This window comes from Microbacterium sp. NPDC090281, from assembly GCF_044769635.1.
Lineage (GTDB): Bacteria > Actinomycetota > Actinomycetes > Actinomycetales > Microbacteriaceae > Microbacterium.
Window position 1 is genome coordinate 1,899,878 of record NZ_JBIVYH010000001.1, and the last position, 12,939, is coordinate 1,912,816.

8 protein-coding genes are annotated in these 12,939 nt (G+C 64.8%); 4 read left to right on the plus strand and 4 right to left on the minus strand.

Translation table 11 applies throughout. From position 1 onward, the window contains the following. Nucleotides 1-12: 12 nt before the first annotated feature. Both ACIQTX_RS09155 and ACIQTX_RS09160 read left to right on the plus strand, forming a co-directional pair. Nucleotides 13-1,698, plus strand: coding sequence for a glycosyltransferase (locus ACIQTX_RS09155; protein WP_402971473.1), 1,686 nt, complete (start codon nucleotides 13-15; stop codon nucleotides 1,696-1,698). After that, nucleotides 1,695-2,594, plus strand: a complete 900-nt coding sequence (locus ACIQTX_RS09160) for a glycosyltransferase family 2 protein (protein WP_402971476.1) — start codon at nucleotides 1,695-1,697, stop codon at nucleotides 2,592-2,594. Before ACIQTX_RS09155 ends, ACIQTX_RS09160 begins: the two co-directional genes overlap by 4 nt. Before the next feature lie 49 nt (nucleotides 2,595-2,643). On the opposite strand, the gene ACIQTX_RS09165 is transcribed toward ACIQTX_RS09160, so the two are convergent. The 3 genes from ACIQTX_RS09165 to rfbA are packed head-to-tail and all read right to left on the minus strand — an operon-like array spanning nucleotide 2,644 to nucleotide 5,969. Then, on the minus strand, nucleotides 2,644-4,062 hold the full coding sequence (locus tag ACIQTX_RS09165; protein WP_402971479.1) for a sugar nucleotide-binding protein: 1,419 nt from the start codon (nucleotides 4,060-4,062) through the stop codon (nucleotides 2,644-2,646). A 39-nt stretch (nucleotides 4,063-4,101) separates the two neighbouring features. Beyond that, nucleotides 4,102-5,100 carry a dTDP-glucose 4,6-dehydratase gene (gene rfbB, locus ACIQTX_RS09170; protein ID WP_402971481.1) on the minus strand — a complete coding sequence of 333 codons (999 nt, stop codon included), beginning with the start codon at nucleotides 5,098-5,100 and terminating at the stop codon, nucleotides 4,102-4,104. Then, nucleotides 5,097-5,969, minus strand: a complete 873-nt coding sequence (rfbA, locus tag ACIQTX_RS09175; protein ID WP_402971484.1) for a glucose-1-phosphate thymidylyltransferase RfbA — start codon at nucleotides 5,967-5,969, stop codon at nucleotides 5,097-5,099. The genes rfbB and rfbA overlap by 4 nt, the downstream gene beginning before the upstream one ends. 183 nt (nucleotides 5,970-6,152) lie before the next feature. Between rfbA and ACIQTX_RS09180 the strand changes: the two genes are divergently transcribed. Next, complete coding sequence (locus ACIQTX_RS09180) at nucleotides 6,153-8,567, plus strand: hypothetical protein (RefSeq protein ID WP_402971487.1); 2,415 nt, start codon at nucleotides 6,153-6,155, stop codon at nucleotides 8,565-8,567. A gap of 263 nt (nucleotides 8,568-8,830) precedes the next feature. On the opposite strand, the gene ACIQTX_RS09185 is transcribed toward ACIQTX_RS09180, so the two are convergent. Then, the gene (locus ACIQTX_RS09185; RefSeq protein ID WP_402971489.1) at nucleotides 8,831-10,669 is read right to left on the minus strand and encodes a hypothetical protein; all 1,839 of its coding nucleotides are present in this window, start codon (nucleotides 10,667-10,669) and stop codon (nucleotides 8,831-8,833) included. 92 nt (nucleotides 10,670-10,761) lie between these two features. On the opposite strand from ACIQTX_RS09185, the gene ACIQTX_RS09190 reads away from it, so the two are divergent. Continuing rightward, nucleotides 10,762-12,939 carry a hypothetical protein gene (locus tag ACIQTX_RS09190; protein ID WP_402971492.1) on the plus strand — a complete coding sequence of 726 codons (2,178 nt, stop codon included), beginning with the start codon at nucleotides 10,762-10,764 and terminating at the stop codon, nucleotides 12,937-12,939.

Consider the following 12,939-nt stretch of genomic DNA (forward strand, 5'->3'; position numbering starts at 1 on the left):
CAACCAGTATTCGTGACAGTTCTTCAAGCTCTCGATCAGCCTGCGCTCTTCCGATTCGCCGACGAGAACACCGGATCCGGGTTTTCAGCACGTGAGCGACGACTGCTGGTGGGGGCACTCAACTTCCACGCCTTGATGGCGCCCGAGCGGACGCTCCGCGTCCACCTCTACGACGGCACGGTCGAGACTCGCCCGCGGCTGACGGACGACAGCACGTTCGATGGCATGTCGCGATTCAACAGGCACCGACGTGAGTCGTTCGACATCATCAGCGAGGTGGCGCCGGAGACTCGTGTCGCCGAGACGTCCGAAGCGCCCTCGGCGGCCCTCGTGGCATCTGACACCCGGCATCTGCACGTATCGTCGGATGCTGTCCTGGAAGCGGATCCTTACCAGCCGCCACGCCAGGGACTCATCGGCGGACTCGCCCGCCGCGTCAAGGCACGCGCACCGCTCATCTACGACGACCTCCGCGACCTCTCGCTGCTGCGTTTCCGACGGAAGCTGAGCACGCCTATGATCCGTCGCACCTACGCCGACGAGTTCCTCCCGGGCGGTGCACACGAAGACGATGTCATCGTTCCCGCAGCGCCCGCCCCGGAAGGCGCCCAGAAAGCGGTGATCTTCGGACTGCACTGGTTCCAGCTGGGTGGTGCTGAGCTCTGGGCGTTCGAGGCCGTCCGTCTCGTGCGTGAGGCCGGTCTCCTTCCGATCGTGCTGACCAATCGCGATTCGCATCAGCCATGGATCACGCGAGCAGAACTCGACGGGGCGCTCCTGATCCCGTTCTCCGAGCCGACCGTCGATTCCCAGACTCCGGGGATCGAGCAGCTTCTTCGAGCACTGCTGCGGACGTTCGACGTCCGTGGCGTGGTGATCCACCACAACCAGTGGATCTACGATCGTGTCGCCTGGATCGCTGCATCGCGACCCGGGATCCCGATCGTCGACAGCACGCACATCATCGAGTACGCCGGCGGGGGATACCCGCTCAGCAGTGCGATCGCGGCGAACTCGATCACCAAGCACCATGTTATATCGCCGACCCTCGCGCGCTGGATGACCGATGTGCAGGGTATTCCGGCCGAGCGCGTGGTGATGGCCCCGCTCGGTGGACTCACGGTCGAGCCCAAGGATGCGGTCTTCCGCCCGCGGCTCGAGGGCGAGCCCTTCACAGTGGCCTTCATCGGCCGGATGGCCCGCCAGAAGGCACCGGAGGTCTTCGTCGCGATGGCCCGTCGTCTCAAGCGCCAGGGATACGCGCTCCGCTTCATCCTGCATGGTGACGGAGAACTCGCCGGCTGGATGGACGACGTCATCGCCGGTGAGGGCATGACCGCCGATATCATCCGCCGCACATCGGCGACGCCGGTGGCGCAGACCCTCGATGAAGCGCACGTCCTCGTCGTCTCGTCTCACAACGAGGGCCTCACGCTCACGACGCTCGAAGCCATCACGCATGGGGTTCCTGTGGTCTCGACCGATGTCGGCGCTCAGCGTGACATCATTCCCGAGGCGGCTCTCGTACCGCGCTTCGCGCACCGTGCAGCCCAGGGTCTTGCGGAGGCCGTCAGGCCGCTCATCGACGATGAGGCCGCCAGAGAGTCGCTGTGGCGCAAGGAGCGCAAGGCGGAGAAGAAGCTGTTGTCGCGGCCGTCTGCGAGTTCGTGGTTCAAGGAAGAGGTGAGCTCGTGGTGAGCGTTGCAGCAGTAGTCGTGACTTTCAACCGGCTGGAGAAGCTGAAGACGGTGCTCGCCTCCGTCGCCGCGCAGACCCATTCGGTCGAGACCCTGTTCGTGATCGACAACGCCTCCACGGATGGCACAGCGGAGTATCTGTCCGCACTCGAGTTGGCGGTCCCGGTCGAGGTCGTGACGATGACCAAGAACTCCGGCGGGGCGGGCGGGTTCTCCGAAGGCATGCGGCGAGGCTACGCATCGGGTGCAGACCACGTCTGGATCATGGATGACGATTGCTACCCGAAGCCGGAAGCGCTCTCAGCGCTGATCGCGGGTTTCGACGGTGCCGTCGCAGAGCTCGGTGGCGAGGTGCCGTTCGCGTGTTCGGTGGTGGAGTTCACCGACGGCAGCATCTGCGAGATGAACAACCCGGTCCCGACATGGGACTGGGGCCGGCTCCTCGTCAAGGGCCAGCAGAACGTTATGGTCACCGCCTGCTCGTTCGTGTCGGTGCTCATTCCGCGATGGGCGATCGCGGAGTACGGATTCCCGTACTCCGAGTACTTCATCTGGTTCGATGACCGCGAATACACTCTCCGGCTCACCGCGCGCTGCCCTGGAGTGCAGGTTCTGGACAGCAAGGTCGTCCACGACATGGGCGACAACCGGGGTGTCAACTTCGCGATGGTCGATCGGAAGAGCCTCTGGAAGTTCGCATACGGCGTCCGCAACGAAGCCTCCTGGCAGCTGCACCACCGAGGGCTCGTGCACTACATCGAGTTCGGTGCACGTCTGTTCGTCAGCCTCCACCGAGGGCGCGTGTCCTTGGACCTTCGCGCCAAGCTGCTCGCGAAGTGGCTGCGGGGGATCACCTTCAACCCGAAGGTGGAGTACCCGGAGGCTCCCGAGCGCTAGCTAACTGCACCTCTTGGGCGACGCGACATCGTCGCCCAAGAGGTCTGGCCTATACGGCCGGCTTCTCGAGGTAGGTCTCGAGCGAACGCTGCAGCGTGGCCGGTTCGAAGCCTGTGGCTCGGATCTTGGAAAGGTCCAGCACGCTGTTGCTCGGGCGTGGTGACACAGCGTCCGCGGCATCGCGGAAGTACTCGGCGGTGCTTACCCCGCTCACGCGCTCGGGGGCATTGCCGGTGAGCGCGAAGACAGAACGTGCGATGTCAGCCCAGGTCGCCGGATCGCCCGAGTTGCTCAGGTTGTAGATGCCGTAGTCGGGTGCAGCCTCGATGAGGTGCATGATCCCACGCGCGAGTTCGTCGGTGAAGGTGAGGCGTCCGCGCTGATCGTCGACGACCCGGGGATCGATGCCCCGCTCAGCCAGCGAGGCCATGGTCTTCACGAAGTTGGGGCCGTCTCCGACGACCCAACTCGTCCTGACGATGTAGTGGTGCGGAGCGATCTCGGCGGCTGTCTCGCCGGCGGCCTTCGTCTGCCCGTACACGCCGAGAGGCGCGACGGCGTCATCTTCGGAGTAGGCGCCGTCCTTGCTGCCGTCGAACACGTAGTCGCTCGAAACATGCACGAGAGTGAGCGCATGATCTCGAGCGACCTGCGCGATGCGTCGGACGCCGTCGACATTGACCTGCCAAGCTGCCCGTCGTCCCTCAGGGGTCTCGGCCCGATCCACGGCGGTGTACGCGGCCGCATTGATCACGGTCGAGTATTCGCTCCAATTGCGGGCGCTCGCCAACTCGGGGTCGAGAAGATCCAGCGTGCTCCGATCGGTGAACTCCACATCGGATCGGTCGTGCAACAGCTCGCGGAGCGCACTGCCCAGCTGTCCATTGCCGCCGAGGACGAGCGTCTTGCGGGGTGCGACGCGCCGTACATCGGCGAGACGCGGATGCGCTCGATCCTTTTCGCTGAGGGCGGCGGCATCCAGATCGATGGGCCACGCGATAGCCGCCGTCTCATCGGCGAGGTTCAGGAAGCTGTACGCCGTATCGGGCGACCAATGGTCGTTCACGAGATAGCAGTAAGACGTGTCGGCTTCGAGCGTCTGGTAGGAGTTACCCACACCTCGCGGCACGAAGACCGCGACGGATGCATCGATCTCGGCGGTGAAGACGGTTCCGAACGACGGTCCTTCGCGAAGATCCACCCACGCTCCGAACACGCGCCCCGTCGCCACGGACACCCACTTGTCCCACGGCTCCGCGTGGATCCCTCTGGTGGTGCCGATCGCGTCATTGAACGAGACATTGTTCTGAACGGGGCCGAAGTCGGGGAGCCCGGCTGCGACCATCTTCTCGCGCTGCCAGTTCTCTTTGAACCAGCCGCGGCTGTCGCCGTGGACCGGAAGGTCCCATACCTGAAGCCCTGGGATCGGAGTCGATCTGGAACCCAGGGTCTTTCCGTACTCTGTCACGACCGATGTCCCCAACCAGGTGTGCCGTACACGCTTTCCCTACTGTCCTTTGCCTGCGTAGAACGCTTCTGTGGCGTCCTTCGACGGCGCCCACCACGCCTCGTTGTCCCGATACCAGGCGATGGTCGACGCGAGCCCGGCTTCGAAGTCGCTGAACTTGGGCGCCCATCCGAGCTCGGTGCGGAGCTTCGTGGAGTCGATCGCGTAGCGGAGGTCGTGGCCGGCGCGATCGGTCACGTGGTCGTAGGCGTCGGCAGGCTGTCCCATCTCGGTGAGGATCAGCTCGATGACGGACTTGTTGTCCTTCTCGCCGTCGGCGCCGATCAGATAGGTCTCACCGATCTCGCCCTTCTCCAGGATCGTCAGCACAGCCGAGGAGTGGTCGTCGGCATGGATCCAGTCGCGCACGTTCTGCCCGGCGCCGTAGAGCTTGGGGCGAACGCCGCGGAGGACGTTGGTGATCTGGCGGGGGATGAACTTCTCTACGTGCTGGTAAGGGCCGTAGTTGTTCGAGCAGTTCGAGATCGTGGCTCGAACGCCGAACGAACGCACCCACGCGCGCACGAGGAGATCGCTGCCGGCCTTGGTCGACGAGTACGGCGACGACGGGTTGTACGGCGTCGATTCGGTGAAGCGCTCCGGATCGTCGAGCTCGAGATCTCCGTAGACCTCGTCAGTGGAGATGTGATGAAAACGACGATCGTGTCGACGCGCGGCCTCGAGCAGCGTGTAGGTGCCGATGATGTTCGTGTCGAGGAACGGGCGCGGATCGTGCAGCGAGTTGTCGTTGTGCGATTCAGCGGCATAGTGCACGACGGCGTCAGCGTCAGCGAAGAGCGTATCGACGAGATCGGCGTCGCCGATATCGCCCTGGACCAGTCGGACCCGGTCGGCGGGAAGGCCTTCGAGCGATGCGGTGTTGCCGGCGTAGGTCAATTTGTCGAGCACTGTGACATGTGCATCCGTGTTCTCGACCACGTGGTGAACGAAGTTGGAACCGATGAATCCGGCGCCGCCGGTGACGAGCAGGCGAGTCATCGACGGCCTCTTTCCAGGGTCTCGAGGAGGTAAGTGCCATATCCGGACTTGACGAGCGGTTCGGCTCGCCGTCGGAGTTCGTCGTCGCTGAGGAAGCCCTGTCGCCAGGCCACCTCTTCCGGCACCCCGATCGAGAGCCCGGTGCGGCGCTGGATGGTCCGCACGTACTCCGCGGCATCCGTCATCTGATCGAAGGTCCCGGTGTCGAGCCAGGCCGTGCCCCGAGGAAGCACTTCTACCTGGAGAGAACCACGCTCGAGATAGGCACGATTCACATCGGTGATCTCATACTCGCCTCGCGGTGAAGGCTCGAGGTTGCGAGCGATCTCGATGACGTCGTTGTCGTAGAAGTAGAGACCGGGGACAGCGAAGCTGCTCTTCGGAACGGCAGGCTTCTCCTCGAGGGAGATGGCCTTGCCGTCGTCGTCGAACTCGACGACCCCGTATGCCTTGGGGTCAGCGACCCAGTACGCGAAGATGGCGCCACCCTCGATCTCGGTGTAACGCTTCAGCTGCGTTCCGAGGCCGGGACCATAGAGCAGGTTGTCGCCGAGGACGAGGGCGACCCGATCGGTGCCGATGAAGTCAGCACCGATGGTGAACGCCTGCGCGAGACCGTCCGGAGAGGGCTGAACGGCGAACGTGATCGACACTCCGAACTGCGAACCGTCGCCCAGCAGCCGTTCGAAGAACGGTGCGTCATGTGGGGTCGTGATCACGAGGATCTCGTCGATGCCGGCGAGCATCAACGTCGACAGTGGGTAGTACACCATCGGCTTGTCGAACACGGGGATCAGCTGCTTCGAGACGCCCAGGGTGATCGGATGTAGCCGAGTACCGGAGCCGCCCGCGAGAATAATGCCTTTCACCCGTCTATCGTGCCACATCGTGGCTGAACGCCGTACGACGAGCGGCCGCAGCCGTCGGTGCTGCCCGGTCGAGAGCCTGAACGGCCGCGATTCTGCTTTGCCACACTGCATAGATCTGGCTGACGGTCAGCGTTTCCTCAGATCCCAGTAGTCACATCCTTTAACATGCGCCACAATAGTCCCATGAGACAGCGCGTATCCGATCCCGTCCGCGCGCCCAGGGCGCGTGCCTTCGTTGCCGGCGTGGCAGTGATTTCCGGCATCATCCTGGCACTGGCTCCGGGCGCCGCGAACGCCGTCGCCCCTGTCGCCGCGAACGTCGTCGCCCCTGTCACCGCGAGCGCCTCGAACGATGCCGCGAAGTCGTTGATCGTGCCCGCGGCGGACATGCGTCAGTTCAATGCGGGGAACATCATCTCCGACGAGGTCTTCTTCAACCCGGGCACGATGTCGGAGGCCGACATCGCCGCCTTCCTGCGCAGCAAGGTGCCGTCGTGCCAATCCGGCTACGTCTGTCTGAAGGACTACACCCAGAGCACGGTCAGCAAGGCCGCCGACGCCTACTGCGCTGGATACGCCGGGGCGGCCAACGAACCGGCGGCTCGGATCATCTACAAGACCGCCATCTCGTGCGGCATCAATCCGCAGGTCATCCTTGCGACTCTGGAGAAAGAGCAGAGCCTCATCACACACACGTGGCCGAGCAATTTCCGCTACGTGATCGCGATGGGGCATGGATGTCCGGATTTTGCGACCTGCGATCCGCGTTTCGCAGGCTTCCAAAATCAGGTGTATGGCGCGGCCCGTCAGTTCCAGATCTATGCGGAAGGCCGTTACTTCACCTACTACGCACCGGGGAAGACGTGGAACATCCTCTACAACCCGGAGCGCGCCTGCGGCACCTCGCCGGTCTACGTCGCGAACAAGGCGACCGCCGCGCTCTACTACTACACCCCCTATCAGCCGAACGCTGCCGCCCTCAACAACCCCTACGGCAACGGAGACGGCTGCTCCGCGTACGGAAACCGGAACTTCTATCGGAACTTCGTCGACTGGTTCGGCAGCACGCAGATCTCGAACATGACGATCGCGAAGACCAACTCCGGTGCGGACGTCTTCCTGATCTCCGAGAAGTCGCGGTGGCGGATCGGCGATCTCGAGTCGTTCGGCGAGCTCAACGCGGCATACGGCCCGGTGCGCGTCGTCAGCGACGCGACCCTGAGCGCCTTCACGCTGAGAGGGACGACCAGCTCGGTTCTACGAGACCCCGCGACGGGGACGATGGCAATGGTCCAGGGCGGCCAGATGCACCGCATTCCGAGCTGCGAGCTCGTCGCGTACTGGGGCTCCTCGTGTGCGGCGCCGACGACCGTGACGTCGACGCTCTTCAACCGGTTGTCGACGGGCGCGGAGGTCGGCGCCTACTTCCAGGTGCGCGGCTCGTCGACCTGGGGCCGCTTCGACTCCGCCACAACGGCCACGCCTCTCTTCGATGCCAGGGCGGCCGGTGCCGTCAACAGCACCCCGGGAAAGCCACCTTACGCGCCTTACATCTCCGCCGACCGATTCGCGAAACTGACGAAGTCGGCTCCGTACTTCGCGCCGGTATCCGTGGTCAAGGCGGACAACGACAGCAAGGTGTATCTCACCGTCGACTTCGACAAGCTCGCGTGGATCCGTAACTGGTCCGAGGTGGCCGAGTACGGAGTCGGTCCGGCATCGATGGTGACGGTCCCAGCCAGCAGCATGTCGCGCTACCGGGACAGCGGTCTGGCGATCAAGCCGGGGCTCCGCTGCGGCGCCCAGAGCTACCTCGTCGCGAGCGGTGCCCTGGCGCCCATCGCCACGCCGGCGTCGGCCGGTGTCGCCGTCATGGATGCCGGGGCGGCTACCTGCGCCCAGCTGCCGTCGATCGGCGGTGCGGGGAACGTCCTGGCGGTGAAGACCGCGGCCTCGCCCTCGGTCGTCGTGCTCGAAGCAGGCAAGCAGCGGCCAGTCCTCGCCTGGAGCCTGCTCGTGCAGGCCAACGGCGGAGCCGCCCCCAGCATCGCTACCGTGCAGCCCGCGACGCTCGCCGCGTTCCCCACCGGACCGGCGATGGCAGACGGACAGGTGGTGAAGCTCAGCACTTCGCCCGACATCATGTTCGTCAGCGGACAGACCGCGTTCCGGATCCCCTCGGCCGGCGTCGCCGCCGATCTCGGGGTGAGCCTCGCCTTCACGCTGCTGTCAGCCGAAGCATTCACTGGGATGACGAAGGGACCGGATGTCGGCCCGATCGTCGCGTGCGCGGGCCAGACGTACCTGGCGTCATCGGGAGGCCTCTGGCCGATCTCCGCGACCGTGATGCCGACCACCTCCGTGGTCCAGCTGAGCGCGGCGGCCTGCGCCCGTCTCGATCTGAAGGCGGGCGGCGCGAAGGACCGGGTCTTCGTGAAGTCCGCCTCCTCGGGCGACGTCTACGTCGTCGAGGGCGGTTCGGCGAAGCACGTGACCTCGTGGGCGAAGCTCGTCGCGCTGGCAGGAACCGGGTCTCCTCAGATCCTCACACTCTCTGCGAACTCGCTCGCCATGCTGCCCAAGGGCGGCGCCGTCTGAGCGCTCGGTGAACCGCCTCGAGGAGGGCGACTGCTCGTGGTCGTTTCCGGCCGGGGGAGGAGTGCTCGCTCAGGTGCGGCAGGGAGTGTGCCGGGACGGATGCCGTCCTTCCGATGTCGATGATCTCGGAAGGACGGCATCCGTCTTCCCGCCGAGCTTCCACTCGCATCGAGCTGTCGCCTCAGGGGTCATCGCCTCGGGGGTCTTCGCCTCGGAGGCTGTTGCCTCGGAGACTTCGCGCAGAGGACGCCTGGTCGCTGACCTCAGTCGGCGACGCGCCAGAGCGTGATCCGACCATCTCCCTGCGCGCCGTCGAGGATCACTTCGCCGTCACTCAACCGGTAGTCGGCAGAGGAGACGCGCTCGAACCGATCGGCGTAGAGGGTCTCCCAATCGGTGGCGCAATTGGAGTCCGTGAGCACGAACCGCGTGTCGGAGGACGTCATCGCCTCGAAGTCGAGGGCTCCCGCGTCCCGCGCGCTGATGATGTCATCGATGGCATCTTTGTCTGCAGGCCACGCCATCCCCAGGTGGTAGTAGGCGAAGGGCGAGCCGGAGGTGACCTTGGCGGTGCGGTTGTCGACGCATCGCTCCGTCACCAGCAGCCCGGTGGACGCATCGAGGCTCCCTTCGCGTGCCATCGCGGCGATCGCCGACTCCCGTTCCGTCGACGGGTTCCACGAGGCCTGCATCGTGCCGTCCCTGACGGAGTTGACCCAGTCGGGAACCGAGACGCCCCAGACGACGATGGAGACGACCACGGCAGCCACGAGCAGCTTCTTCTCCGGCGCGTTCTTCGCGCGGTCAGCGACCTCCGCATCGGCGTGCGTCACCCGGGTGGACAGACGCGCGAAACCGAACAGGGCGATCACGCCTCCGACGAGGAGTCCTTCGATCCAGAATCGATACGGCTCCGCGTTCGCGCCCCAGATGTCGTTGATGGAGAGGAACGGAATTACGAAGAGCGCCGTCGATACGAGGGTGAGGGTGAAGCGGTCGCGCAGCCGAATGGCGAGGATCAGCAGGAGGATCAAAGGCACGAGCACCGCTGCAGCACTCATCAGCGCCTGCCAGGAGACGATGCCGAGCTGGTGGTTGGAAGCGACCCGATACGAGAGGAACGGATCTCCCGACACGACGCCGCCAAGGGTGAACACCACTTGCGGTGCCGCTGTGAGGACGGCCACGGTGCCGGCGATCGCGACAAGACCGCGTGTGCGGATGATCGCGTACACGAGCCCGGGGAAAGCCGGCACCAGACCGAACATGAGAGTCGGGAGTTGACCGATGCGATCCGCGACGAGCGGGCCCGCCACGAAGACGAGCACGAGCAGGAGGGCGCTCACGACGAGGATCGTCTTCCTTCGCGCCCGGACGAACACGATCGCCGCGATGGCTGCTCCGTACACGAGCAGGTAGGTGAACGTGAGGAAGGAGTAAGTCTGAAAGCTGGACAGCATGCCGATGAGGGCAGCAGCGATGATCGTGACGATCACTCGCGTGCGTGTCTGTCGCGGACTCGACCATGCCCAGATCAGACCGGAGACGGCGATGAGGCCGACGCAGAGACCGGCTGTCTCCCCGTTGTTGGAGAACAGAGCGCCATACGGGCCCCAGAGCACTGCATGCGCCTGTAACACGGTGTACCAGCTGTCACCCTGGAGATAGGCGAACGTACCAGTGAAGAAAGGAAGCGGGGCGAGAAGAGCCACCCACCAGCGGCGGGCGAGAACCGCGGCGACGATTCCGATCGCCGTCACAGCCGCGATCTGCAATACGAATGAGGTGAGATTCCACGCCGTCACGGTGGGGAGCCCGAGAACACGGGCCACGACGCCGACGATCGAGTAGTAGAAGCGCGGGTAGTGGCTGACCCCGGTCATCGATACCGGCTCAGTGGAATCGAGATGCCCGTTCGCGACGTCCGCCGAGATTGCGAGATAGCCGAGCTGGTCGTACCAGAAGTTCGTCCGCAACCCGGTGAGCGGGTTGTGGCCGCGCCCGATCTGTCCGACTTGCTGCATGAAGACCATGGCGATGCCGCTTGCGAACGCGGCTGCGATGGTCAAGGTGAGGGCGCGTCGACGATCAGGATTTGGCACCGCTTGAGCCTATCAGCGCGGTGTTGCGCGATATTGAGGCCGCCGGAGGCCTCTGCGAGGAGGCCGCATGAGCATCGACTAGCCTCGATGGTGTGCTGAACACTGTCGATACCCCCCACTCCAAGACGAGTTCGCGGCGGATTCTGTCGTCTCTCGCTGCGAGCCCGACGTTCTGGTGGGCGGCGTCGATCCTCTCCGTCATTCTCATCTGCGTGATGCGGATCGCGAGGGCTCCGCGCTTCTTCTTCTGGGATGATTCCCAACTCGGGGCCTACGGGCAGTGGTACGGCCTCGGCGAGCGGCTTCTGAACGGCGAGCTGTCCCTGCTTTCCCCCGGGGCATGGCAGGGGGGAAACTACCTCGCTGAGGGGCAGTGGGGCATCTTCAACCCGCTGACATGGCTGATCGCGGTCGGCACCCACGCCATCGACAACGCCCTGGTGTACACCACCATCGTGAAAGTGCTGCTGCTCGTGCTTCTCGCGACGGGCGCGTTCCTGCTGGCGAGGTCGTACGGTGCTGCACCGTGGTGGGCTGCGCTCGCGGGCTTGATCGCTGCCACGGGCGGTCAGACCATGTTCATGGATGCCCCCTCCTGGGTCACCGGTCTGCAGAACATCGCGATGTTCGCACTGACCTGGTGGGCGCTGCGTCGGCACCTCGACGCGAAGATGGGGCCCTGGCTGTTCATCCTCTTCGCGTACCTCTTGGTCACCGCGGGCTATGTGTTCGGGGTGATCGAACTCGCCTTCCTTCTCATCGCGATGCTGGTCGAGCGTGCGATCGTCAAGGACTGGGTGAACGTCACGCGTGTCCTGCTCGTCGGTGCCTACACGGCCCTGATCGCCGTGCTGATCTATCTGCCCGGGCTGCTCACGTCTCCCGTGACGGCGAGGGCCAGCGCAGACATCCTCAACGATCAGTTCCTCAACATGGACCTCGGTGATCTCGCCACTTCTGCGATCACCACTGCGACCAGTTCTGTCCGCGGGTACTGGGGCGACCTGGTTCCGGTGCCCTTGCAGTACGTGTCGTGGCTGATTCCGCTCCTCGTGCTCTGCGGTTCCTGGCGGCGATCGCTCAAGTCTCTCGTGATGCCGGTGCTGGTGTTGCTGTTCAGCGTCGCTCTGGTGATCGGCCCCAGCGTGATCGGTCCGCTGCGTTACCCGGCACGCATGATGCCGTACGTCGTTCTCGCCATCGCTGTGATCATCGCGGTGATCGCGTCCAACGGGATGCCACAACGGGTCGCACCGAGGAGGGCTTGGATCGCCGTCGGGGTGACCGCCGCCTCCGGATGGCTCGCGTGGGCTGCTCAGCCAGCCTCGTGGAAGTGGGTGCTTCTCGCCACCGTTCTCCAGAGCGCAGTCTTCCTGCTTCTCGCGGCGCGCGGCCGACTCCGCCCACTGGTGTCTTCGGCTCCTCGAAAGGCCGGCGTCCTCTTGATCGCCTCGCTGGTCGTTCTCGTTCCGCAGATAGTCAAGTACCCCACGAGCCCCTTGGGGAACTTCAACGTCCCCTCTTCCGTCTCCACGATGCGCGACGTCGCCGAGGACTGGGACCCCGGCATCTTCACGGTCGGCGACGTCTACTCGCTGCAGTTCGGAGCACCTGCGTCATACGAGGAGTCGCTCCTCGCGAATCTCTGGTACGTGACGGGCAAGGAAGCAGCCAGCGTCTACACCGTGCTGCCGTTCAAGACGTTCTCGGAGAAGCTCTGCGTGGATCTGCGCGGGTGGACTTGCCCCGAGGCGTTCGACGCCCTCTTCGAGGAGACGAGCGGCCAGACGCTTGCGGACGACATGTCGCTGAACACCGTTGTCGTCGTCAAGGGGGAGGGGCTCGAGCGGATCGGGTCCGCGCCGGCGGGTTGGTCTGTGCAAGACCGCGAATTCACCTGGTTGTTGACGCGCGATGAGCCCGTCGAGAGCGCGGGCGGGATCGCGCGCACGAGCGGTGATGCAGAAGTCAGCCTGGTGTCACGCGACGATATGACCGTCACGTTCCATGTCGATTCGGTCGGAGCGAACGGCGGGTCCGTCGTCTTCAGCCGACTGGCGTGGCCTGGTTACACGACGGACGGTGGACAGATCGCAGATCCGGATCTCGGCTTCCTGCTCACGCTCGACGTGTCGAAGGAAGACGTAGGGAAGGACATCACGGTGACGTTCCGGCCGCCGGGTTGGAACCTCGAGCTCGCTGCTGCAGCGGGCGCAGTGCTCGCAGCCATCGGAGCGGGCGTGCTCTGGATTCGCCGCCGTCGCGTCTGA